Raw genomic sequence first — 22,345 nt, 5'->3', positions numbered from 1 at the left:
GAGTTCGATCGTGAGGAGGTGGAATCGTGATGGCTGAGCGATCTCAGGGCGCCGCTCTTTCCCCCTCCGAGCAGGCGACCATGCGGGATCTCCTCGGCGCCGACCGTGAGCGGACCATGGCGCGAGTCGCTTCGCTGACGCGCGACTGGGACGCCATCGTCGAGTCGTCCGCGCTGGTGGCCACCGATGACGAGCACGACCCCGAGGGTTCGTCCACCGCCTTCGAGCGCGCCCATGTCCAAGCCCTGCTCGACCAGGCGCAGAGTCATCTCGCCGATTTGGACACGGCCATGGAACGGCTCGACGACGGGACGTACGGGGTGTGCGAGAGGTGCGGACGCCCCGTAGCGGTCGAACGGCTGAAGGTCCGTCCAGCGGCGAAGACCTGCATCACCTGCGCAAGCGCCCGACGCTGAGGGGACCGTCGCGTGTTAGGTTCCATTCCGGATGTTCTGCTTCCGGAATGTGAGGGTGCGGTGAAATCCGACGCGAGCCCGACGGCCCGGGCGCTGATGGCCCTCGAACTGGTCCAGGGCAGCCCGGGCATCACCGCGGATCGGCTGGCCGACAAGCTCGGTGTGTCGGAGCGGGCAGCCCGGCGGTACGTCGGCATCCTCCGCGAGGCCGGCATCCCGATCGAGTCCGTCCGCGGGCCCTACGGCGGCTACCGCGTCGGCCGCGGCCTCCGGCTTCCGCCCCTGATGTTCAGCGCCGTCGAGGCCCTCGGCCTGGTCATGGCCGTGCTCGACGGCCATCACGACGCGAGCGATCCCACGGACCCGGTCGGCAGCGCGCTCGGCAAGATCGTGCGAGCGCTCCCCGAGTCCGTGGCCGCGCACGCCGAGGCCGTACGCCGGACCACGGCGCCCGCTCCCGATCGCGCCGCCGCCCGGCCCGACCCCGAGACCACGACCGCCCTCGTGCAGGCCTGCTCGAACCACCGGCGGGTACGGCTCGGCTACCGCTCCGAGGCCGGGTCGGAGTGGGTCACCGAGGTCGACCCGTGGGCGGTCGTCGTCCGCCACGGCCGGTGGTACCTGCTGTGCTGGTCGCACAGCAAGGACGCCCGCCGGGCGTACCGGATCGACCGGGTCCAGGGAGTCGAGGTGCTCGACGACATCTTCAGCCCACCCGCCGACCTCGACCCGGTCGCCATGCTCGAGGACCATCTGGCCGTCGGCTGGGAGTACGACGCCGAGGTCGTGATCGACGCACCCGTCGACACCGTGGCGCGTTGCCTCCCCCGCACCCTCGGACGACTCGAGCCGCTCGATGCCGAGACCACTCGCCTGGTCGGCAGCACCAGCAACCCGTGGTGGTACGCCGAGCAGCTCGCGGCGATCCCGGCGGCGTACCGGATCGTGAGGTGCCCCGAGCTCCAGGAGGTCGCGCGCGTCGTCGGGTCGCGACTGCTGGCGGCAGGCGAGGGCCCGCGTCCCTGACCGTGCCGGATGGCGGTCGACGTGCGGCGCGATCTTGGCCTGCCCGCTTCGGTGTGAGATAACGGGCCATGAGGCGCTCGACATCGATCTCACGCCGTGAAGGATGCGGAAACGGTCGAGGACGACGACCCGGGACGGAGGTTGATGGAGACGAGCCCGCCCGGCGAGCAGTACCTGCTGATCACCAGCAAGGACCGGCCGTTGCCGAGCGTCGTGATCCTCTGCCTGGCCGTGGCTGTGCTCGCCGGGGGATACCTGGCGCTCCGGTGGGTCTCACAGCAGATTCACGGATTAGCCCTCGGCTTGACCTACGCGGCGGGAGGCCTGCTCCTCCTGTTGGTGTTCTGGGTGGTGGGAGCCCACGTGGAGCTCCTCATGAATTGGGCGTACTGGCGGCGGCGGGGGGTGCCGGCGAATGCGGCTGACTCCCACAGGCCTGGACTACAGCGGCGCCTTCACCGGCACGTTTCCGCTCCACGTTCCGTGGGGCCTGGTCGAGGGTTGCGGCTACCGGCCGAATGACGACGGACATCTTTTGTGGTGTGTCGACCTACATCCCGCCGCCGTCATGGACGCGCTGCCCGCCTCGATCCACGTGAGGCCTGTCCCCCCGAACCGCGCCCGCGCGGTCGCTGAAGAACTGGCCCGGGCCGCCGCCGCGGATGGTGAGCACGTCGATGTCGACCTGCTTTCGCACGAGTTGGCATTCGGTACTCCAGTGGCCATCAACCTCCACCAGGTCCATGGCGTGCCGCTGGCGGAAGTCGACGAAAAGCTCCGGGAATGGACGCACGGGCGGTGCTCGTTCCGGGCCGACACCCGAGGACCGGGCTTCTTGTGATCCGCCGGCCGAGCCGACTTGATCGCGGCCGTCCCGGCTGACCGGCTCCGCGAAAAGAATCTTGATGTGAGCTGTAGTGGAGCGCCCCGCCCGTTCGTCATCCATCTGACGAACGGGAGAGGAGAACACTCATGGACATGGTCACCGGGGCACAGGTAGCGGTCGCCCTGACCGTCCCGATACCACGCGAGCGGATGTGGGACCTGGTCACCGCGGTGGGCCGGATCGGCGAGTGGAGCCCGGAGGCCACCGGCGGCTCCTGGTGCGACGGCGCCCGAGGCCCGGTGCCGGGTGCCCGATTCATCGGCCGCAACCGGTTCCCCAGCGGATTCGAAAGTATGGTGACCTGCGTGGTCATAGAAGCGGAACGGCCGAGCGTCTTCGCCTGGACGGTTCTGGACGACGCCGGCCTGGTCGGCTCGACGTGGCGCTACGAGCTGCGCGAGGGCGGCGAGCCGGGGAGCACCCTGGTCCGTCACTCGTTCACCCACGGCCCCGGCGCCAGCGGCGCCCGCGACGGTGCCGAGGCCGATCCGCAGGGGCTCAACAACCGTCTGGTCACCCTGTGCCGGAACATGACCACCACGATCACCGCGATGGCCACTACCGATTCCACGATAGGAGCAGCCCGATGAAGTACCTGATGCTGGTGTGCACCGACCCGAGCTACACGCCCGGCCAGGACGACGGCGCCCCGGATGTCGAGGACTGGGTCAAGGAGATGGACGGCGAGGGGATCCGGCTGATGGGCAGCCGCACCCGGCCGGCGAGCGACGCGACCACGGTCCGCGTCCGCAATCGCGAGGTGCTGCTGACCGACGGCCCTTACGCGGAGACCAAGGACCAGATAGCCGGCTTCGACATCATCGAGTGCGCCGACCTCGACGAAGCCATCGACGTCGCGTCCAAGCACCCGATGGCGTGGGCGGGGATGATCGAACTGCGTCCGTTCTGGCCGGACGACGAGGACTAGCGACTGAGACGGACGACGCCGGTGACGGGTCAGGTGAAGGACCGGATCGCCGGGATCTACGCCGACGGGTGGAGCCGGATCGTGGCCACCATGATCCGGTTCACCGGCGGCGACTGGGACCTGGCCGAAGAGTGTACGCAGGACGCGTTCGCGAAGGCGCTCCAAAGGTGGCCGGAATCAGGCGTACCGGACCAGCCACTGGCGTGGCTGACCACCACGGCTCGCCACCACGCGATCGACCGGATGCGTCGCGCGTCGACTGAGGCGGCGAAGCTGCGGGAGGTGGCCGCGATGGACCCGGAGCCGTCGCCCTACCTGCGCGACAGCGAGATCCCCGACGAGCGCCTGGAGCTCATGTTCACCTGCTGCCACCCATCGCTGAGTCTCGAGGCCCAGGTGGCGCTGACCCTGCGGAGCCTGGCCGGCATGAGCACCGCCGAGATCGCGCGTGCGTTCCTGGTGCCGGAACGCACCATGGGCCAGCGCCTCTTCCGGGCCAAACAGAAGGTCGCGCACGCGGGCATCCCGTTCCGGGTGCCGCCCGCGCACCTGCTCCCGGACCGCCTTCCCGCCGTGCTCCACGTGCTCTATCTGCTGTTCAACGAAGGATACGGAGACCCGAGGAAGGCCCGGCTGTGCCAGGAGGCCATCCGTCTCTCTCGAGTGCTGGCCGCGTTGATGCCCGACGAACCCGAAGCTCACGGAATGCTCGCGCTGATGTTGCTGCACGACGCCCGGCGGCCGGCGCGCATGGACGCGGCCGGCGATCTGGTCACCCTGGCCGAACAGGACCGCTCGCTGTGGGATCAGGCGCAGATTGCGGAAGGCGCCGCGATCTGCGAGCGAGCGCTACGCCGGCGGCGCGCCGGGCCGTTCCAGCTCCAGGCGGCCATCGCGGCGTGCCACGCGACCGCGCCGCTCGCGGCCCAGACGGACTGGCCGCAGATCGTCGGGCTGTACACGCAGCTCGCGCGCATCGCACCGAGCCCGATCGTGGACCTGAACCGTGCCGTGGCGATCGGCATGGCCGACGGTCCCGAGGCGGCGCTACCCCTGGTCGACGCGATCGCCGGGACCGGACAGCTCAACGACTACTACCTGTTGCACGCCACACGCGCCGACCTGCTGCGACGCGCCGGCCGAGCACAGGAGGCGGCCGACAGCTACCGCTCGGCGCTCGACCTCGCACCCACCGACGCCGAGCGCCGTTTCCTGCGCAACCGGCTACTGGCTCATTGACGGCAGCACCGGGCCGCACTCACTCCAGGCGGGCGATCAGGCGCTTGGGCGCGATGGTCCGGTAGGCGTCCGTGACGATCTCGCAGATCTCGGCCCAGTCCAGGGGGACGTCGAGGTAGACGCCGAGCCAACCGCGGTGGCCGACGTACGGCGGGCGGAAGAAGCGCTCGGGAGCCTCGGCCAGCAGTGCCTCCTGGGTGCCGGGCGGGGCGGCGCACCAGAACGCGAGCCGGGCGCCGTGGTGGTGGTCGGCGTACGTCACGAACGTCTTCTTGTCCTGGACGAACCAGGTCGGCGCGCCATGGCTGAGGCGTTCGGTGGTCTCGGGGAGCGCGAGGCAGAGCCGGCGCAGTGACTCCAGCGGATCATCGGCCATGGCCGGACGATACTTCGCGGAGTCCCGGGACGAGCCGGGTTCCGCCGAGCAGGTCGTAGGGCGTCCTGGTCGAGGCTTTCTCGGGTTGGAGCCTTCGCCGGGTGGGCGACCGCTACAGGGTGAGTTCGCCCTGCGAACGGCCGCCCACGCCTGACCTGGGGTCAGAGGTGACCGCTCCTGACCCTCCTCTCAGAACCGGTCGCGGAACGGCCGGTCCTCCCTGAACCGGTCGCGGGAGCGCCGGTCCTCGCCGAACCGCTCACGGAACGGCCGCTCCTCCCTGAACCGCTCACGGAACGGCCGCTCCTCCCTGAACCGCTCGTGGAAGCGCCGGTTCTCTCTGAACCGCTCGTGGAAGCGCCTGTCCCCCCTGAACCGGTCACGGGAGCGCCGGTCCTCCCTGAAGCGCTCGCGGTAGCGCTCCTCGCTGAACCGCTCGTGGAAGCGGCGCTCCTCCCGGGCACGGTCAGGGCCTGGCGGAGGTTGCACCGGAGTCACCGCGGCCGCCTTCGCATGGTTCGACATGCTGAGCGTCGTGGTCGTGTTCATCGAGTTCAGGCCCGCGGAGCCATTCGGCGCCTGAGTAAGCCCAAACGCCAGAGCCCCGAGCACCGCGGCACCTAATGGCACCGACAGCCGATTCTTGGGCATGCTGCCTCCTCCCCGAATCGCCATGACCTGCAGCGATTTCGGATCTCCAACCATCGTGGGCATTGAGATCCAGGCACGTCTAGGCAAGTTGGCGGATATTGAGACGGCAGGACGGCCATTTAGAGGAGCGACATGACTTTGCGCTTTCCGTCGCCGGGCCCCCTTTGCTGTGGGTTGTCATCCACCTACGGGAGAGATTGCGTTCGGATCAGCCGGCGGCGCCGCGGTGTCCACAGGAGCCTGCCGGCAATGCCGCCGATTTCCTTGCCTGTCATTTCCCGTCCCGTGGCGCGGCATTGAAACCCCCGGGGAAGTGCCGTTCATCGCCTCGGTCGAGGAGCGAATTCGCAGTTCAAAGCCACACAGCAGCCAGCTGGCGTGCAATACCGTATTTCTCTGGAGAATGCGGCTAATCATATTCATACGGCGATGCGCCAGAAGTAATGTTTTGCCTCCGGCTGGGAGATTTCGCCTGATTCCACGATTAGTCTTAATGATGTTCAGCGCCGCATCGGCGTATCCCGAGACCCGGAACCGACGTTCGTCATCCCCGTCAATCGGGGGTTCGGTCCTCACCTCAGGGAGTGATCTCTGATGCTCAAGCGTTTAGCCTTCGCCGTCACGCTGGCGGCGTCCACGCTCCTCGTCACCGGCACCGCGCAGGCCTCCGCCCAGACCTCCGACCCGAGCGCCTGCGCGTCCGCCCAGCACATCACCCCGGGGCAGCCCGGCCAGTGCCTCTGGAGGGCCGGCTGCTACGAGTGCTACAGCTACCGGACCGGACGCTGGGAAACCCAGCATTGCGACTGATGGCTGCGCGCATCGACGAACAGCCCCTATAGGCGACGACAGCCCTGCGAAGCACCGCCTCGCGGGGCTGCCTCGCGCGGAGGAGCGCATCGTGGACGCACAGCCGGTGTCCCCCGCCGGCGACTCCACGCCGACCGGCGCCGGTGGCGGAACCTCGTGGCACAGACAGAGGCCAAACTAGTCTCGAAAGAAGTAGTTGCAGAGACACTAGTGCGTGTGACACTATTCATTCATGACACAGAACAGCATCGCCGAGGTAGTCCGAGTTCACGCCGACCACACCATGACCAAGCACCTGGGAAACTGGACGACCGCCCGCATCTTCCAGGTCCGCACCCGTCGTGGCGCGGCCGTCATCGACCTGCGCTCGCCGAAGATCGCCGACGGTGACATCGAACTGGACCTGGACATCGACCACGGCATGGTCAAGCTGCTGCTGCCCGCCGACGCCACCGTCGACCAGTGGGGCATCCAGTGGACCGGCGCCGGCAAGGTCAAGGACGGCGAGGGAGTCAAGGCCCAGGGCGGCCGGCGGGTCCGGATCACCGGACGGGTGAGCAGTGGAGAGGTCCGGATCCACCGTGGCGGCATGGCGATCCTGTCCGCCATGTTCTCCCGGGCGTACCTGGAAGATCTCAAGCGTGCTCACCGCGACGGCGCCATGCCGACCGTGGACGATCCCACCCGCACGGCCGGATCCGCTCAGAGCGACCGGGCTGAGGCACCTACCCGGGCCATCGGCTGAGCTGAAGACTTCGCCGCGAACCGCCCCCCTGACGTGCACACTCTCGAATGCCTCCGGCTTGGAGAGTTGGCCGGCAAGCCGGATTGCGGCCGATCACCGGAGCCGGCCGGTTCGACATCGACCTCGACATCAAACTCGGAGATCCGTGAAATCTCATGTCAGAAGGACTGGATGGCGCGAACTTTCACGGATATGTTCATGATCGACCCGTCCTACCCCCATAGGCGGTCAGATGTCGAAATGTTCCCTGACGACGGCCTTCCCCCCTCCCGTCGAGGTTGATCACCATGCCACCACGTAGTTCCGTCGCCACGGGACTCATCGACATCAAGGAACTGGGCGCCTAGCCGTATCCCCCCATACGCACCTGTCCAGAGAGGTGAGCATGCCCACACCCGGCAGGCCGACCTGGCCGACGACCCTCAGATCCGCGATCTTCGCTCTGTCAGTCACTCTCGCGGTAGTGCTGCTTCCCCAGGCGGCCTCAGCGGCTGTGTCCCACAAGAGCCCGTTCAACTGCGGAAAGACTTTCTACGCCAACAACTGGTCCCCCGGCCACAGCCCATCGGGTGCCATCGACTGGCAGGACTACGGGGGCGATGACATCAACGGTGAAACCGTGCGTGCCACCGCTTCGGGCACCGCGTACTTCAACGACGCGGGAAGCACGAGCTACGGCAAGTGGGTGGAGGTCCGTCATAGCGACGGCACCAGCACCCGTTATGCCCACCTCTCAACCATGGTGAAGTCGGCCGGCGGCTCCATGAGCGTCAGCCAGGGCACCACGATCGGGACCGTCGGCGCGACGGGCGGCGTCAGCGCTCCGCACCTGCACTACGAACAGCGGACCTCCAGCGGTGCGGTGGACACCAGCCCGACCGTAGACGGCGTGACCGTGTCCTTGGGTCAGAAGAAGGCCGTGACCAGCACCAACACCTGCAGCAGCAACCCTTACACGCCTGAGGAGGTCTGCGGCGGCGGTTACACGGTCATCGACTCAGCCGCCCTCACCGGGGGGCGGACCTACCTGCTCTACAACTCGGGTAACGGCTACAACTGCGTCGTGACGCTGAAGACGACGAACCTCGGCTCAGCGTCGGCGATGTCGGCCTTCCTCGAGCCGCAAGGGGCAAGCAGAACGACCGACTCGGGCAGCTACGGCTACTACGCAGGGCCCGTCAGGCGCGCCGCGTCCGGACAATGCGTCAAGTGGGGCGGCTCGAATGGCAGCAGCTCGTACACCAGCCCCTTCGAACACTGCGGTTGAGTGTTCGGCCCATTTGGTGATCGGTCGTTGAGCAATCCGACTGGATTCTCAGCGTAGAAGCCGTCAAAGGCCACTTCCCGAGCACGGGAAGTGGCCTTTGAACTGCAAGGAAACCAAATTCGCCGCGATCTGGCCGTTGTCGCCGAGGCCCAGTGGCAACTGTTGCCTGGTTCGCTCGGCGGTCGTGGCGTCGTTCATGACCACGCGATTCCGGCCGGCTGGGGATAGCGGGCGCCGTTGACGGTGACCCGAAGCGTGTAGACGCCGGTCCCCGCGGTGATGAAGAGGTGGTCGCGCTTGGGCCCGCCGCCGGGCCCTCGGTCTTGCGCGAGCCGGTGTGCAACCGATTGATTTCACTCCGGGATTTCGGCGAAAGCCAAGAGGTCGGCGGCCGACCAGGTCAGGTTGCCACTACGCAGATCGTCGGTCACGGAGCGAAGCCACTGCAGTTCAGCCGCCATGACAGCGCGCAGATATTCGGCTTCGAGCATGGTGATGCGGGGGAGGCCGTGTCCGGATTCAGCGCTCATCTCGGCCTCCAGTGTGGCCAGCGCTTCGCTCAGTGTTCCGACGCGCCGATCAAAGGCGTCGCGTATCTCCTGCGGGGCGAGCATCAGCAGGTGGGACAGCGCCGCCGGGAACTCGGGGAACTCCTGCTTGGGCATGGCCAGCATGTCCAGCAGCCACTCGCGGGCCACGGCGCGTCCCGTATCGGTGATCTCATACACCGTCCTCTCCGGGTACGCCTGGTCTCGCTCCGTCTCCCGCACCCCGATCAGGCCGGCTGCGGTGAGGCGGTCGATCGTCCGGTAGAGGCTCGTTCGCTGGCCCACGTTGACCACCTTGTCCTTACCCCACTGTCTGATCAGCCGCTGGATCCCGTACGGGTGCAACGGCCTGTACTGCAACAGCGCCAGGACGGTCAGGGCGAGCGGCGAGCCGGTACGAGGAGTGGTCATATCTCCATACTATCGACCGTGATACTAGTTGACTAGAAACTAGTCTCACTGACACTATTGAGAGGTCGGCCACTACCGCTCAGAAGGACTTTGCGATGACCACTCATGAACGGCCTCAGGCGGCGGAACTCACCACGAGCTTCGTCACCTCTGACGACGGCACCCGCATCGCCTACCACACCATCGGGGACGGCCCGGGCATCGTGCTGCTGCACGGCTCCATGGAGACGGCCAGAAACCACATGGCCATGGCCGAAGAGTTGGCCGACGCGTTCACCGTCCACCTTCCTGACCGTCGCGGCCGCGGCCAAAGCGGGCCATACGGTGATGACTACAGCGTGCGGAAGGAAGTGGAAGACCTCGACGCCGTCCTGAACGAGACGGGTGCCCACTACGTCTTCGGCGTCAGCGCAAGCGGTATCGCCGTGCTCCAGGCGGCACGCGAGCTGCCGTCGATTCACAAGGTCGCCGTCTACGAACCGGCATTGTTCCTGGAGGACATCCCGCAGCTGACGGGGTGGGTCGACCGCTTCGATCGGGAAATGGCCGAGGGCAAGGTGACCGCCGCGCTGGTGACGAGCATGCTCGGACTTCGGCTCGGGCCGCCGATCATGAACGTCATGCCGCGAGGGCTGTTGGCCTGGCTGACCGGCCTGCTGTTGAAGAGCGAGGACAAGAACGCCAAGCCAGGCGACGCGACCATGCGGATGCTCGCCCCGACTCTGCACTACGAAGGCGTACTGCTGGCCGAGATGGCCGACACCCTGGACCGTTTCGCCGACGTGAAGGCCCACGTGCTCCTGCTCGGCGGAAGCAAGGGGCTGCCCTTTCTCAAGCTTGCGCTGGCCGGCCTGGAGAAGGTCATTCCCAACGTCGAGCGGATCGAGTTCCCTGGGCTCGATCATGATGCGTCGGGAGATGTCAGCAAGCGAAACCCTGCCGGCCGTCCGGATGTCGTGGCGGCCGAACTGAGGCGTTTCTACACCTCGGCGGCTGAGAACCGGGACACCGGGACCAGGTAGGACGATTCCGAGCGTGGAGCATCGTCCTGCGAGGACGGGGCTAGGTAGGACGCTGGAAGGTTCCCGTCACGGCTCCATGCTTCTCCTGCGGTCGCCGAACGGGCGGCCCAGCAGGAGAAGTGGACGAGCACACCATGAGCATGAACACGCATCCGGTCGGCGGCCAGGGCCTGGTGACCTCGGTCGAGGGCCTCGGCACGATGGGCATGACCGCGATGTACGGCACTCCGGACGACGCGGAGGCGCTCGCCACCGTGCATCGGGCGATCGAGCTCGGCGTATCGATGTTCGACACCGCGGACATGTACGGCCCCTTCAGCGGCGAGGAGTTGCTGGGGCGGGCGGTGTCGGCCCACCGCGACCAGGTCGTGGTGGCCACCAAGGGCGGTGGTGTGACCCTCGACGAGACGGGCCAGATCGTCGGCGGCCCGAACGGCCGCCCGGACTATCTGCGTAATTCCGTCGAAGGATCCCTCCGCCGCCTGGGCACGGACCGCATCGACCTGTACTACCTGCACCGGGTCGACCCGAATGTGCCAGTGGAGGAGTCCTTCGGCGCTCTGGGCGAACTGGTCACCGAAGGAAAGGTGCGTTACCTCGGGATCAGCGAAGCGTCGGCGGAGAGCATCCGCGCCGCTCACGCCGCCGCTCCACTCTCCGCGGTGCAGACGGAATACTCGTTGTTCACCCGCACCGTCGAATCCAACGGTGTCCTCGACACGGTTCGAGAGCTGGGCATCGGATTCGTGGCGTACTCGCCCCTGGGGCGCGGGATCCTCACCGGTGGCCTGCGGTCGGTGGAAGGGCTGCCGGACCGCGACTTCCGCCGCACGGCCCCCCGCTTCGCGGGGGAGAACCTGCAGCACAACCTGCAGTTGGTCGACAGGATCCGCGCGATCGCCGAGAATCGGGGTATCGCGCCAGGCCGATTGGCGCTGGCATGGGTGCTGGCGCAGGGTGTGACCGCGATCCCCGGCACCAAGCGCCGGGTCTACCTGGAAGACAATGTCGCCGCGGCAGACGTCGCGCTGGACGCCGAGACGCTTGCGGCACTCGACGAAGCGATTCCCGTCGGTGCCGTGGCGGGCGAGCGTTACACATCGGTCGCGATGAGCGCGATTCAGGAGTGAGTGCACGGTGAAACACGGCGACGTGGGCAGTTTCCTGAGGGCCCGTCGTGAGGCGCTGCGACCGGCGGATGTCGGGCTCGTGCCCGGCGGTCGCCGGCGGACACCCGGCCTGCGCCGCTCGGAGGTCGCGTTGCTGGCCGATGTCTCCGTGGACTATTACGAACGGCTCGAGCAGTCCCGCAACGCCAAACCCTCCAAGGCGCTGCTGGCGAGCTTGGCGCGGGCGTTGCGGCTGTCGGTGGACGAGCGCGATTACCTCTATGAGCTGGCGGGCCATCCACCGCCCCGTACGGGCGCGACCGGCGGATATGTGGACCCGGCGATGATGTTCCTGCTCGACGCGCTGACCACGGTGCCCGCACATATCGTCGACGACCTGGCGACCGTGCTCGCTCAGAACAGGCTCAGTCGCGCACTCATCGGCCCATGGGCGCACGGCGACGAACGCGCGGGCAACGTGACGTGGCGCTGGTTCACCGATCCGACGTCGCGTGCCCTCAACGTGCCCGAGGAACACGAGGCGATCGGGCGAGGTTACGCGGCGGACCTGCGCGCCGCCGGCGCTCACCGCGGTCAGGACGCCGTCAGCGACCGGCTCATCGCCGACCTCATCGAAGCCAGCGAGGAGTTCTGCCGCTACTGGGACGACATGGAGGTCATTCCGCTGCGGTCCACCCGCAAGACGTTGATCCACCCGCAGGCCGGGCAGTTGGACGTGCAGTGTGACTTCGTCCTCAGTTCCACCACCGGGCAGCGTCTGGTGATCTTCCGGCCGCAGCCCGGCTCGGCCACTGCGGAGAATTTCGAGTTTCTGGACGTCCTGGGCCAGCAGTCCTTCGAAAGCTGATCACCCTCGACGGGTCCTCGGTCTCCGGCACACCGGCAACACGCTCGCCGCACCCGGGGGGATGCGGCCGGCACGACGACACGACCGTACGGGCCGTCCGCCCCAGTAAGGACGGCCCGCACGGTTAAACCCGGCTGAGTCCCGGGTGCCCGGTGTGGATCAGGACTTGCCGGCCTTGACGTCGGCCACCGTGACCCGCGAGGCCTTGTAGGTGGTCACGGACGAAGGCTTCTTGCCCAGGGCACCGACCTCGGAGCGGATCGGCATTCCGGTCTTGGCGTCGATCGTCAGCACCTGTACGTCGCTGCCGCCGAAAAGTGCCGGTCCCGCCGTGAGGGTCAGTGTGGGCTGCCCGCCGGTCGTCGAATCCTTGACGGTGACGTCGGGAATGGTGGAAATCAGACGGAGCACGCCCGCCCGGATCTTCGGGTTGGCCGCCCCCCGGGACAGCGCGTCAACGCTGAAGATCCAGACGCGGTTGTTGATCAGGTCCTGCAGGGCCTTGCCGGTGGGCCGCTTCGGCGGGGTCGTGACCCCCTTCTGCTTCAGGATGCGCGCCTCCTCGGCCAGGGCCTTGTCCCATGCCGCCTTCTGCTCGGCGGGGCTGAGGCCCAGCCCGAACGGGTTGGGCGTGGCGTTGACCATCTGCTTGCGGGCGGCGTCGAGGTCGCCGGTCGCCGCGAAGCGCGCCGCCGCCACCTCACGGGCGTTCACGTCCTCGGCGAGGTTGTCATGACCGGCGATCGCCGCTGGGAGGGCGCTCTGGGTGTCCGTCACGTAGTACTCGCCGCTGTCGGTGTACAGGCTGTAGGTGACGTACGGCGATCTGCCGTTGACGGTCTGGGCATTCACGACCAGCGACGCGTCTCCCGACAGGGAGCCGTCGCTTGCCTTGATGTCGGTCGCCAGGGACACGAGCTTGATGTTGCCCGTGGGTCCCTGGGAGGTCGACCCGACCGGCGCCCCGGGCTGGGGCGTCGACGGAGCGACGATCACGATGGCCGCCGCCGCCGCGAGCGCGCCAATGCCGGCGCCGATGCCGACCTTGCCCAGGAAGCCCAAGCGGTGGTTACGCGTCCTGGAAGAACTCTTTCTCCGCATCGGAGCCGCCCCGGGCACGGGAGCCATCTCGTGTACCTGTGCGGGCTCAGCCTCAGTCATCGCCGACCGCAGCGTCATCCGCGCCCGCTCGTACGCCTCGGACCGCAGGGGGGCGGCTTCCTTCAGCTGGCTGACCAGGTCCATCTCGTCCACGATCACTTGCTCTCCTTCACACTGTTGAGATCGGTCAATAGCGCGGCCACTTCCGGCGCGCTCCGCAGAGTCATCCGGGCCTGGTGCAGCAGTCGGCGGGCCGTCCCGGCCGGCATGCGGAGCGCCCGCGCGGCATCGGCGACGGTCAGGTCCTCCCAGGCGACCAGGGTCAGCACCTCACGCTCCTCCGGCCTGAGCTTCGTCAGGGCCGCCCGGAGCACCGCCTGGGTGTCCACGCGGGCATCCACCGCCGGCCAGGGATCCCACCCGTTCGCCATGCTCGTCACGTCCGGTACGAGATCCTCGGCCGGCCGGGACCGCCAGTAATGGCGCAGCCTGTTCAGGGCCACCCCGTACAGCCATGGCCGAGCCTCGCCGAACGACCGGTCATAGGTCCTCCGGGACTCGAAGGCCGCCACCCACACCTCGCCGAGGAGGTCCTCGGCCGCCTCACGCCCCACCCGCCGCGCGAGGTAGGCCCCGATCGCACGCTCGTGGCGGCAGATCACCTCCACAAAGGCTTCCTCGTCGCCGGCCAGGGATCTGCCGATCAGTTCTGCATCTGTCGTCATGACCTTCCTCGACTCTGCTTGCCTTCCGTTCTGCAATTGCCGACTCGCCCCCCAAAGCGTTCAGAACCGACGAGAGCGATGCGCGGGCCGGGCCCGTCGGCCTGCGGCCAGGAATTCTTTTGGGTATGGGGAACCGCGCCTCAGGTCGCTCGACCTGACCGATCCCGCGACCCGCCGGTCCACGGCGCTACAAGGCGACTCAACGGGACAGGCGAGAGCGGCCCGCAGAGCCGTGTATCCGCGGTCGGCAAGCCGTTTCCGCAGGTGGTGGCAGGTGTTTGGGTCGAACCAACATAGCGCGGCAACTTCACGAGAGTCCGGGCGGAGGCATCGGCCAAGACGGGGCACGACGATCTCTACGACCCTGATGACCGCGCCTACGGCAGAGGCGTGTTCGCCGAGGCCGAGTTCATCCCCTGCCCGCAATGAGGCATCGCTCGACGGCCGCTTCCGCGTCAGCCCGGTTTATAGTGCTTAACGCATGAGTTAAAGATCGAAGGCGGGGTCGTGGAGCTTCGGGACATCGAGATCTTCCTGGTCTTGGCCGAGGAGCTGCACTTCAGCCGGACCGCCGAGCGCCTGCACGTGTCGGCGGCCCGGGTCAGCCAGGCAATCAAGAAGCAGGAACGCGCGATCGGCGGCGACCTGTTCGTGCGCGACACCCGTAACGTCCGGTTGACCCCGCTCGGCGAGCGCCTGCACCGCGATCTCAAGGCCGGGTATCAGCTGATCGAAGACGGCATCGAGGGCGCCAAGGCGGAGAGCCGTGGCGCGATGGCCGGCCTCACGATCGGTGTCATAGGTCCGCAGGCCCACGACCTCGTCCCGGTGACCACCGTGTTCAGGGCGCGCCATGCCGAATGCGAGCTGACGTTTCGCGAGGTGGGCTTCATAGAACCGTTGGCGCCGTTGCGGGCCGGCGAGGTCGACCTGCAGACCTGCTGGTTTCCTGCGGATGACGAGGGTCTGCGGGAAATGATCACGAGCGAGCCGGACATGACCCTCGGCCCGGTCGTGATCACCGAGCCGAAGGTTCTGATGACCGCGGATACGCATCCGTTCGCGCAGCGCGTTTCCGTGTCGATGGAGGAGCTCGGCGACTGTGCGCTGCTGGGTTTCAAGGGTCTCGATTCGATTCCCGACTATTGGGTGCAGATCCACTCTCCGTCCCACACGCCTGGCGGCCGTCCCATCCCGCGCGGTCCCGCGGTCGGCAACTGGGAGGAGACCATGGCGAAAGTCGTCGACCGAACCGTGTGCCTGGTCTCCGCTGAGGCGCTCCGCTACTACCCGCGCCGCGCCGGCATCAGCTTCGTGCCGATTCACGACGCACCACGCGGCCGGTGGGGCCTGGTCTGGCGCACCGACCGCGAGACCCCGATGGCCCGCGCCTACGTCCAGGTGGCCCGGGACATCGGAACCCGCCACTTCGACCTGGACTGACACGTCACCCTCTGCGTGAACCCCGGCCTTAAGAAGCCGCTGTCTCACGAGCCACCCAGCGCGAGGCGCGGCAGGTGAAGGAAATCGAACCGATCGTCTGACTGCGTGGAGCATTTGAAGAGGTGCGCACCTCGCTCCCGGCACGGACAGGGTTTGTGGCTGTGCCACCATCGGTCGGATGGCTGATGACTATGGAAAGCGTCCCTCGATCTGGCGTCATCGCGAGTTCCTGTTGTTATGGGGCGGCCAGACGGTCAGCGAAATGGGGTCGCAGGTTACCGTCCTCGCCCTACCGTTGGTCGCCGTCGTGGTGTTGGAGGCCTCCGCGCTCCAGGTCGGCCTGTTGGCGGCGGCGGAGACGAGTGCGTATCTGCTGGTGGCGCTGCCGGCCGGGGCCATAGTCGACCGGGTCGCCAAGCGCCCGCTGATGATCTGGTGCAACCTCGCGCTGTTCCTGGTGATCGGCTCGGTGCCACTGGCGCACGCCGTCGGGGCGCTGACGCTCGCCCAGCTCTACGCCGTCGCGCTGCTCTCCAGCGTCTTCTCTGTGTTCTTCTCCGTGGCCTACCAGAGTTATCTGCCGATGCTGCTCGACCGCGCCCAGCTCATGGACGGCAATGGCAAGCTCGCCACCTCTCGGTCGGTCGCGCAGATCGCCGGGCCGAGTCTGGGCGCGGGGCTGGTGACGATGGTCGGCGCCGCAGGGGCCATGGCCGCCGACGCTCTCTCCTTTGCGCTGTCGGCGGGCTCGCTGACGGCGATCCGTGCCCGCGAGCCGCGCCGGCCCCGCGCGGAAGCCGACCGGCGGCCCAGGATGTGGTCGCAGATCCGTGAGGGGCTCGCCTACGTCACCCGCGATCCCATCCTGCGGAACTCGGTGGCTTTCAACGGCACAGCCAACTTCTTCGTCATCATGGTGGAGACCCTCGGCCCGGTGTTCCTGATCCGCACGCTGCATCTGCGTCCTGGCCTGGTCGGGCTGCTGCTGGCGCTGGGGGCCGTCGGCGGCGTGGCCGGCGGGATGGCGGCGCGGTACCTCGCCCGGAAGGTCGGCTCGGCCCGGATCAGCTGGATCTCGATGACTGTGCTGTCACTGCCCGGACTGCTGATCCCACTGGCCGGGCACGGCTGGTGGGTGCTGCTGTTCGGCTTCGGCTGGATCTCGTGGACCTTCGCCTCCACCGTCGCGGGTATCTCGCTGACCAGTTACCGCCAGGCCGCCTGCCCGCCGTACATGCTCGGCCGGGTCAGCGCCGCCGCACGCTGGATCAACTGGGGCACATTGCCGCTCGGCGGCCTGGCCGGCGGCGCGCTCGCCACCGCCCTCGGCGTCCAGACCACCTTGTGGATCGCCGTCGTCGGCGGCTGCTGCGCGGGACTGTGGCTGTTCTTCTCACCCTTGCGCGGCATGCGCGACATCCCTCTCGGAGAGCCCGAGCCCGCGCCCGTCGGCGGATAGCCGTAACGCCACGGGGACAAGTGATCCTCGAATTAAGCCGAGGCCCGGCGCGTCATCAGACGAACCGGGCCTGCGGGGACGGGCGGTGTCACTTGGTGAAGGTGAAGTACTTCCAGGAGCCGTACGTGGTCGCGTTCACGGTGTCGCCGGAAGAGGCGTTGATGTAGCCCGACCGCACGCGCATCACGTATCCGCATGTGCGACCTCCGGCCGGACGTGGCTCTCCTTGACACGGATTCCTGCTGAAAGACGTCGCCGAGACGATCTCGTCCATGCCGTACGCGTGGAAACCCTGAGCGGCCGCGAACGGAAACGCTCGTTCTGCTCGGCCGCGGACTGTCCAGCCCGGAAAATCGCCTCCGAGATGGTGGTCAGCGAGCACACGGTGAAAAGCCACGTCAGCGTTGTACTGACCAAGCTCGGTCTACGCGACCGAATTCAGGCGGTCATCTTCGCCTACGAGTCCGGGATCACCCATCCCGGCAGTTGACCTGCACACCTCAACAACCGATCAGACGGGCGACAGGACCGAACTGCGTTCCTGCCGCTCAGACGCTTACGACGTGCGAAGCCGACGACTGGTCACAATTTGCCCATTAGACACGTAAACCGCATATCGCCCAAGGCTAGATAGATCATAATGGCGGGCCGGTGCACGTGTAGATCTCCCTCCGGAGCTGGTCTCGACCGCTTGCCTTGTGCGTCGGTCGTCGGGGACTGGAAGAGAACCCCGTCTCCTGCACGAGGGTCCGGCGATGAGAAGGAATGACCGCAGCGAGCACCGGTGGCTGCGTTGATCATGAGGGGCACAGTGGATGACTGGTCTGATGGCTGAGGCTTCGCTCGGCTCTGTTTCCGCGAAGAGTGCGGGTGGGCGGTCGAGAGGTTGGGGGCGGCGGGGCGCTCGGGTGCGTACCGCGGCGGTAGGTGCGGTACTGGCCGTGAGCGCTGCCGGTGTGGCGGCGTCGGGTCCTGCGGCGGCCGCATCCGGAGACACCTCGGGCGTGTATGCGTGGGGCAACAACGTCTGGGGACAGTTGGGCAACGGGTCGATAGACGACGACCCGTACGACCCGTACGACCCTGCCGCTGTGCCCGAGCTGAGCCAGGTGACCCAGGTCTCCGCCGGCGAGGGCCACAACCTGGCCGTACGCGCTGATGGCACCGTCTGGGCGTGGGGCGACAACGACTTCGGGCAGCTCGGTGACGGCACCACCATCGACCGCCACACCCCGGTCATCGTACGTGGGCTGAGTTCGGTGACCCAGGTCTCGTCCGGCACATTTCACACGCTGGCGAGGGTAGGGCCGCCGGTGCTGACCGCCAGGGCGACGATCGGCGGCACCCGGATCGTCGGAGACAAGCTGATCTGCAAGGCCGCCTTCCTCGGGGCCGTCTCGGTGAAGTACAGCTGGCTCCGGGATGGGGCGGCGATCTCCGGTGCGACCGCCGCCACCTACACGCAAGTAGCGGCGGACGGCGGACACAAGCTGACGTGCAAGGTTTCCGGCAGCAACGGCAAGGGCACCACCAGCACCTCGGCGATCACCAGCGTCACCGCCTCGCCCATCCAAATCTCCAAGATCTACTACGACGCGCCCGGCACCGACACCAGCGCGAACACCAGCGTGAACGGCGAATACGTGCAGATCAAGAATGTCGCGACCAGCGCGAAGAGCCTCACCGGCTGGACCCTGCACGACAAGGCGATCTCCACCTACACGTTCGGCACGTTCACCCTCGGCGCCGGCAAGACCGTCACCGTGCGGACCGGCAAGGGCACCAACACCTCCACCACCCGCTACTGGGGCAGGACCTCCGCCGTCTGGAACAACGACACCGACGCCGCCTACCTGCGAAACCCCGCCAAGACCCTGATCGACTACTGCTCCTACGACTCGACGAAGGTCGACTACAAAACCTGCTGACAAACATCAATGCCGCCCCGTTTCCGATCACGGAAACGGGGCGTTTTGGCTGGTGGACCGGAGGTTATGGCATACGAACACCTTGGCCCTGGCAACCGGCTCCGACCTGCGGCTTGCGATAGCGCGCGAACGGCAGGTCAGTCGGGCGTAAGTGGCTGGTCGCCGGGCTACACCGCCGGGCGGGTGCGGCCCGGCACCGGGCACCGACCGCTGCTATTCGGAGGCCGCCGGGACGCGCTTGGACGACCGGCCGGCGAGGTCTACTCCGACGACCGCGTTGTCGTCGCGGGTGAAGAAGCCGCGCTGGCCCTTGAGGGCGCCGCTGGTGACGATGTATTCGTCGGTGTCGCCGGCCAGCAGGCCGAGATCGGCCGGCGGGAGATCCGGGGGAAGTTCGGTGTCCGTGGCCGCACGGATTTCCGGTTTGATCTTGCATTCGATCGTCAATCCGGTCCCATCCGTGGCGATGATGAGCGTCATCATGTCGTTTTCGTAGCTCCCGACGACTTCCCGGGCCCGGGCCTCGTCGAAGGGAAGCGGCTCCGGGTCCCGGTCGACCACCCCCACGTAGTGCTCGAGCGCCCATCGCACGACGGATTGGTTGAAGGCGAGGCCTCCGTCTGGGCCCGCGTTCGACAGCGCGACGACGGCGAAGTCCCGTTCGGGGACGATGAGAAGCTCGGCGAACTGGCCGTTGGCTGATCCGCCGTGCCCGACGGTGCGTACACCATCCACGTCGCGCAGAAACCAGCAGATGCCGAAGGCGTCGCCGAGCGTGCTGCCCCGCAGTTCGACCGTCTGCTCCTTCATCCGCTGCAGCACCTCGGCGGGCAGCACCTGGGCACCGTCCTCCGCGCGACCGTCACCGAGATGGAACCGGGCCCATCGAAGCTGGTCCGCCACCGAGGACGCGCCGCCACCGCCCGGGTTGTTGGCGCGGGTGTCCTTCCACTGCCGGGCGACGGCCGGCGTTCCGTCCTCGGTGAGGTTGTGCCCTACCGCGAACCGCCGGGTCATGACGTCACTGGTTGCGAAGGAGCTGTGCGACAGCCCCAGCGGCTCGAACAGGAGCGAGGCGATGGCCCGCTCATAGGTCAGACCCGTGACCTTTTCGATGATCCTCCCGGCGAGGTTGTACCCCACCTGGCTGTAGGAGGCCCGGGCACCAGGTGGTGCGATCAGCTCCGACTCGGCCATGGTCGCCACATACGCGGCCAGGGCGTCATCCCCCTCGCCGGTCTCGACGCTCATCCTCCAGTCCAGCCCCGCGGTGTGGTTGAGCAGCTGCAACACGGTGATCTCCGCCGCGGCCCGCTCATCCGGCAGGCTGAGCTCGGGGACATACCGGCGTACCGGCGCGTCCAGTTCGACCCGCCCCTCAGCGACCAGGCGCATCAGCGCGGTCGCGGTGAAGGACTTCGTGACCGAGCCCAGCACGAACAGCGTGTCGGCATCGACGGGCAGCGGGTTGTCGACGCTCGTCACGCCGTGACACGCGTACAACTCCCTCCCACCCACCCACACCCCGACCGCGACGCCGGGAACACCGAACTTGGTGGCCGTCGTGTCGACGAACTGCGCCAGCGTGTTCTGTGACATCTCATCTCCGTTCAGCGACTTGCACTGCGTTCAAGTGAGACACTAGTTCATACTTGAACACTGTGCAAGTAGTCTCTTGAACATTGTGCAAAAACGAGTCGGGTGGCATATGGTGGCCGGATGCCGCGTGACACGCTGACCCGCGAACAGATCGTCAGGGCAGCCATTGACCTGCTGGACGACGAAGGCCTGGAAGGCCTGAACATGCGCGCGCTGGGCAAGCGGCTGGGCTCTGCGGCCACCGCCGTCTATTGGCACGTGGGCAGCAAGGACAACCTCATCACCCTCGCCGGCGACGAGGTATGGCACCAGATCGCGCTGCCCGACCTGGCCACGACCGACTGGCGGACGGCCGCCACGCGGATGGCCACCGACCTGTACGCGATGCTCACCCGCCACTCCTGGCTGGTGCAGGCCTTCGGCTCGTACATGATCTTCGGCCCCGGCAAAGCCCGCCACGACGACCACGGCTACGCCATCTACGAAGCGGCCGGATTCACCGGTGCGCAGGTCGATCAGGCAGCAGCCACCGTCTTCACCTTCGTACTCGGCAACGCCCTCGTCCCGGCCGCGGCCGCCTCGTTCACCAAGAAGCTCGGCCGCGACGGCGGCAACGCCGAGGCGCTGATGCAAGAAAGCATGGCCAAGGCCCACGAGATCGCGGCCCAGTTCCCACGGCTGCGCGCCCGCCTCGACACAGCCGTTACCGACTACGCCACGGCCCCCGACAACACCTTCCAGTTCGGCCTCCAAGCCATCCTCGATGGCCTGGAAGCCCAACTCAGCCGCAGCACACCAAGCGACCTGGCAAGCCCGTCCGCAGCGGGCGGCAATGCATCCGCCGATACACGGAACGGTGACGTCTGACGTGCGCCTGCCCCATCCCGGAGTCGGAGGCCTCCGCCGGAGGCGGGAGGAACGAATCGCATGATGGCCTTGACGCTCATCAGCGGCCTGGTTGGAGTCTTGCGTGAGACCCGTGACGGGCTGACCCGGAGGAAAGCGGCAAGACACGGCCACGGTGACGAGGCGGATCAGGAAAGGCAGGACGCTGCGGGCGGCTGGTGAGGCCATGGTCGCTGTGTCCCTGCCGAGCCCCAGGACGATCCGGCGGTGGCAACCTCAAGGCGCTGACCCTCGCAGAGCCATCATCGCTGTGCTACGTCGTAGCACTGATGGCACGCGGCTCTACCCTTCAGGAGTGAGTACTCCTGAGCCGGACCCCTCGCACCAGATCTCTCAGCGCGACCTTCGCAACCGATCAGCCGAGATCATGGACGGCTTGGAAAGGGGGGAGCGATCCGCCGTGACGCGCAACGGCCACCACATCGGCGACCTCGTCCCTATCCGCCGGCGGCGCCGAGCCGTCTCTCGGGCTGAGTTCGCCGCTATTTCCGAGGGATGCCTCTACTGGACGACCGGAAGTATCGCGAAGACATGGATCGCCACGTCAACGACGATCTCTACGACCCTTATGACCGCGCCTACGGCAGAGGCGAGTTCGTCGAGGGCGAGGAATGACCCACCCTCACGGACTGCTCGACACCGACATCCTCATCCTGCGCGCAGCCATCGACCCCGACGAACGGCCCGACGAGATGTTGATCAGCGCCAGACCTGATGATCGCCTGCGTGGCCATCACCAACCGGCTGCCGCTCCACACCTGCAACCCCAAGGACTTCAAGGGCCTCGACCACCTGCTGTCAGTGGTCCCGGTCACCCACCCGCGATGAGGCATCACGTACCAAATGCTGCCCTGGCCAACGACGGCAACTCGACAAGCTGAT

The 22,345-nt window shown here is 67.3% G+C and carries 24 protein-coding genes; 17 read left to right on the top strand and 7 right to left on the bottom strand.

Features of this window, described 5'->3' with window-relative positions; genetic code table 11:
* The first annotated feature begins 29 nt into the window (after positions 1–29).
* From Psi02_RS04095 to Psi02_RS04070, 6 genes are all read left to right on the top strand, one after another.
* Positions 30–416: a TraR/DksA family transcriptional regulator gene (locus tag Psi02_RS04095; protein ID WP_239094591.1), complete on the top strand. Its 387-nt coding sequence runs from the start codon at positions 30–32 to the stop codon at positions 414–416.
* Positions 417–476: 60 nt separating this feature from the next.
* On the top strand, positions 477–1,442 hold the full coding sequence (locus Psi02_RS04090) for a helix-turn-helix transcriptional regulator (protein ID WP_203971960.1): 966 nt from the start codon (positions 477–479) through the stop codon (positions 1,440–1,442).
* Positions 1,443–1,857: 415 nt separating this feature from the next.
* Positions 1,858–2,283 carry a hypothetical protein gene (locus Psi02_RS04085; RefSeq protein WP_203971958.1) on the top strand — a complete coding sequence of 142 codons (426 nt, stop codon included), beginning with the start codon at positions 1,858–1,860 and terminating at the stop codon, positions 2,281–2,283.
* A 131-nt stretch (positions 2,284–2,414) separates the two neighbouring features.
* Entirely contained in the window at positions 2,415–2,918 is a 504-nt protein-coding gene (locus Psi02_RS04080; RefSeq protein WP_203971956.1) for an SRPBCC family protein, read from the top strand.
* Entirely contained in the window at positions 2,915–3,256 is a 342-nt protein-coding gene (locus Psi02_RS04075) for a YciI family protein (RefSeq protein WP_203971954.1), read from the top strand. The genes Psi02_RS04080 and Psi02_RS04075 overlap by 4 nt, the downstream gene beginning before the upstream one ends.
* 21 nt (positions 3,257–3,277) lie before the next feature.
* On the top strand, positions 3,278–4,495 hold the full coding sequence (locus Psi02_RS04070) for an RNA polymerase sigma factor (protein ID WP_203971952.1): 1,218 nt from the start codon (positions 3,278–3,280) through the stop codon (positions 4,493–4,495).
* 19 nt (positions 4,496–4,514) lie between these two features.
* Here the strand turns inward: Psi02_RS04070 and Psi02_RS04065 are convergent, their stop codons facing one another.
* Together Psi02_RS04065 and Psi02_RS04060 are read right to left on the bottom strand one after the other, a co-directional pair.
* Positions 4,515–4,871, bottom strand: coding sequence for an MmcQ/YjbR family DNA-binding protein (locus tag Psi02_RS04065; RefSeq protein WP_203971950.1), 357 nt, complete (start codon positions 4,869–4,871; stop codon positions 4,515–4,517).
* A gap of 189 nt (positions 4,872–5,060) precedes the next feature.
* On the bottom strand, positions 5,061–5,522 hold the full coding sequence (locus Psi02_RS04060) for a hypothetical protein (protein ID WP_203971948.1): 462 nt from the start codon (positions 5,520–5,522) through the stop codon (positions 5,061–5,063).
* Between the two features lie 594 nt (positions 5,523–6,116).
* Between Psi02_RS04060 and Psi02_RS04055 the strand changes: the two genes are divergently transcribed.
* The 3 genes from Psi02_RS04055 to Psi02_RS04045 all read left to right on the top strand — a co-directional run bounded on the left by Psi02_RS04055 (position 6,117) and on the right by Psi02_RS04045 (position 8,344).
* On the top strand, positions 6,117–6,332 hold the full coding sequence (locus tag Psi02_RS04055; protein WP_203971939.1) for a hypothetical protein: 216 nt from the start codon (positions 6,117–6,119) through the stop codon (positions 6,330–6,332).
* 232 nt (positions 6,333–6,564) lie between these two features.
* Entirely contained in the window at positions 6,565–7,077 is a 513-nt protein-coding gene (locus tag Psi02_RS04050) for a hypothetical protein (RefSeq protein WP_203971937.1), read from the top strand.
* Between the two features lie 463 nt (positions 7,078–7,540).
* Positions 7,541–8,344 (top strand): M23 family metallopeptidase, encoded by an 804-nt coding sequence (locus Psi02_RS04045; RefSeq protein WP_239094590.1) that lies wholly within the window; start codon positions 7,541–7,543, stop codon positions 8,342–8,344.
* 63 nt (positions 8,345–8,407) lie between these two features.
* Here the strand turns inward: Psi02_RS04045 and Psi02_RS40630 are convergent, their stop codons facing one another.
* Both Psi02_RS40630 and Psi02_RS04040 read right to left on the bottom strand, forming a co-directional pair.
* On the bottom strand, positions 8,408–8,542 hold the full coding sequence (locus Psi02_RS40630; RefSeq protein ID WP_275415136.1) for a hypothetical protein: 135 nt from the start codon (positions 8,540–8,542) through the stop codon (positions 8,408–8,410).
* Between the two features lie 155 nt (positions 8,543–8,697).
* The gene (locus tag Psi02_RS04040) at positions 8,698–9,303 is read right to left on the bottom strand and encodes a PadR family transcriptional regulator (RefSeq protein ID WP_203971933.1); all 606 of its coding nucleotides are present in this window, start codon (positions 9,301–9,303) and stop codon (positions 8,698–8,700) included.
* Positions 9,304–9,398: 95 nt separating this feature from the next.
* Here Psi02_RS04040 and Psi02_RS04035 point away from each other — a divergent pair, with 95 nt between their 5' ends.
* The 3 genes from Psi02_RS04035 (at position 9,399) to Psi02_RS04025 (ending at position 12,302) form a co-directional block, all read left to right on the top strand.
* Positions 9,399–10,325 carry an alpha/beta fold hydrolase gene (locus Psi02_RS04035; RefSeq protein ID WP_203971932.1) on the top strand — a complete coding sequence of 309 codons (927 nt, stop codon included), beginning with the start codon at positions 9,399–9,401 and terminating at the stop codon, positions 10,323–10,325.
* 119 nt (positions 10,326–10,444) lie between these two features.
* Positions 10,445–11,455, top strand: coding sequence for an aldo/keto reductase (locus tag Psi02_RS04030; protein ID WP_308442200.1), 1,011 nt, complete (start codon positions 10,445–10,447; stop codon positions 11,453–11,455).
* A gap of 7 nt (positions 11,456–11,462) precedes the next feature.
* Positions 11,463–12,302, top strand: a complete 840-nt coding sequence (locus Psi02_RS04025; RefSeq protein WP_203971930.1) for an MmyB family transcriptional regulator — start codon at positions 11,463–11,465, stop codon at positions 12,300–12,302.
* 159 nt (positions 12,303–12,461) lie between these two features.
* On the opposite strand, the gene Psi02_RS04020 is transcribed toward Psi02_RS04025, so the two are convergent.
* Entirely contained in the window at positions 12,462–13,562 is a 1,101-nt protein-coding gene (locus Psi02_RS04020) for a hypothetical protein (RefSeq protein WP_203971928.1), read from the bottom strand.
* A complete protein-coding gene (locus Psi02_RS04015) occupies positions 13,559–14,128 on the bottom strand; it encodes an RNA polymerase sigma factor (RefSeq protein ID WP_203971926.1) in 570 nt (189 codons plus the stop codon). Before Psi02_RS04015 ends, Psi02_RS04020 begins: the two co-directional genes overlap by 4 nt.
* Before the next feature lie 507 nt (positions 14,129–14,635).
* Here Psi02_RS04015 and Psi02_RS04010 point away from each other — a divergent pair.
* The 4 genes from Psi02_RS04010 to Psi02_RS03995 all read left to right on the top strand — a co-directional run bounded on the left by Psi02_RS04010 (position 14,636) and on the right by Psi02_RS03995 (position 18,958).
* Positions 14,636–15,571 (top strand): LysR family transcriptional regulator, encoded by a 936-nt coding sequence (locus tag Psi02_RS04010; protein WP_203971924.1) that lies wholly within the window; start codon positions 14,636–14,638, stop codon positions 15,569–15,571.
* A 178-nt stretch (positions 15,572–15,749) separates the two neighbouring features.
* The gene (locus Psi02_RS04005) at positions 15,750–17,030 is read left to right on the top strand and encodes an MFS transporter (RefSeq protein ID WP_203971922.1); all 1,281 of its coding nucleotides are present in this window, start codon (positions 15,750–15,752) and stop codon (positions 17,028–17,030) included.
* Between the two features lie 283 nt (positions 17,031–17,313).
* Positions 17,314–17,520 carry a response regulator transcription factor gene (locus Psi02_RS39935; protein ID WP_308442199.1) on the top strand — a complete coding sequence of 69 codons (207 nt, stop codon included), beginning with the start codon at positions 17,314–17,316 and terminating at the stop codon, positions 17,518–17,520.
* A gap of 451 nt (positions 17,521–17,971) precedes the next feature.
* Positions 17,972–18,958 (top strand): lamin tail domain-containing protein, encoded by a 987-nt coding sequence (locus tag Psi02_RS03995; protein ID WP_203971920.1) that lies wholly within the window; start codon positions 17,972–17,974, stop codon positions 18,956–18,958.
* Between the two features lie 213 nt (positions 18,959–19,171).
* Here the strand turns inward: Psi02_RS03995 and Psi02_RS03990 are convergent, their stop codons facing one another.
* The gene (locus Psi02_RS03990; RefSeq protein ID WP_203971918.1) at positions 19,172–20,557 is read right to left on the bottom strand and encodes a serine hydrolase domain-containing protein; all 1,386 of its coding nucleotides are present in this window, start codon (positions 20,555–20,557) and stop codon (positions 19,172–19,174) included.
* Positions 20,558–20,677: 120 nt separating this feature from the next.
* On the opposite strand from Psi02_RS03990, the gene Psi02_RS03985 reads away from it, so the two are divergent.
* Positions 20,678–21,424, top strand: a complete 747-nt coding sequence (locus Psi02_RS03985; RefSeq protein ID WP_203971916.1) for a TetR/AcrR family transcriptional regulator — start codon at positions 20,678–20,680, stop codon at positions 21,422–21,424.
* Positions 21,425–22,345 lie beyond the last annotated feature (921 nt).

Source organism: Planotetraspora silvatica, assembly GCF_016863315.1.
GTDB lineage: Bacteria > Actinomycetota > Actinomycetes > Streptosporangiales > Streptosporangiaceae > Planotetraspora > Planotetraspora silvatica.
This window is presented reverse-complemented; position numbering and strand designations above follow the sequence as displayed.

Bases quoted from the DNA above. Each gene is read 5' to 3' on its own strand.
- Psi02_RS04080 (WP_203971956.1), top strand. From the start codon at position 2,415: ATGGACATGGTCACCGGGGCACAGGTAGCGGTCGCCCTGACCGTCCCG.
- Psi02_RS04075 (WP_203971954.1), top strand. From the start codon at position 2,915: ATGAAGTACCTGATGCTGGTGTGCACCGACCCGAGCTACACGCCCGGC.
- Psi02_RS04035 (WP_203971932.1), top strand. From the start codon at position 9,399: ATGACCACTCATGAACGGCCTCAGGCGGCGGAACTCACCACGAGCTTC.
- Psi02_RS04040 (WP_203971933.1), bottom strand. From the start codon at position 9,303: ATGACCACTCCTCGTACCGGCTCGCCGCTCGCCCTGACCGTCCTGGCG.
- Psi02_RS04065 (WP_203971950.1), bottom strand. From the start codon at position 4,871: ATGGCCGATGATCCGCTGGAGTCACTGCGCCGGCTCTGCCTCGCGCTC.
- Psi02_RS03985 (WP_203971916.1), top strand. From the start codon at position 20,678: ATGCCGCGTGACACGCTGACCCGCGAACAGATCGTCAGGGCAGCCATT.
- Psi02_RS04055 (WP_203971939.1), top strand. From the start codon at position 6,117: ATGCTCAAGCGTTTAGCCTTCGCCGTCACGCTGGCGGCGTCCACGCTC.
- Psi02_RS40630 (WP_275415136.1), bottom strand. From the start codon at position 8,542: ATGAACGACGCCACGACCGCCGAGCGAACCAGGCAACAGTTGCCACTG.
- Psi02_RS03990 (WP_203971918.1), bottom strand. From the start codon at position 20,557: ATGTCACAGAACACGCTGGCGCAGTTCGTCGACACGACGGCCACCAAG.
- Psi02_RS04060 (WP_203971948.1), bottom strand. From the start codon at position 5,522: ATGCCCAAGAATCGGCTGTCGGTGCCATTAGGTGCCGCGGTGCTCGGG.
- Psi02_RS04050 (WP_203971937.1), top strand. From the start codon at position 6,565: ATGACACAGAACAGCATCGCCGAGGTAGTCCGAGTTCACGCCGACCAC.
- Psi02_RS04095 (WP_239094591.1), top strand. From the start codon at position 30: ATGGCTGAGCGATCTCAGGGCGCCGCTCTTTCCCCCTCCGAGCAGGCG.
- Psi02_RS04015 (WP_203971926.1), bottom strand. From the start codon at position 14,128: ATGACGACAGATGCAGAACTGATCGGCAGATCCCTGGCCGGCGACGAG.
- Psi02_RS04085 (WP_203971958.1), top strand. From the start codon at position 1,858: ATGCGGCTGACTCCCACAGGCCTGGACTACAGCGGCGCCTTCACCGGC.
- Psi02_RS04005 (WP_203971922.1), top strand. From the start codon at position 15,750: ATGGCTGATGACTATGGAAAGCGTCCCTCGATCTGGCGTCATCGCGAG.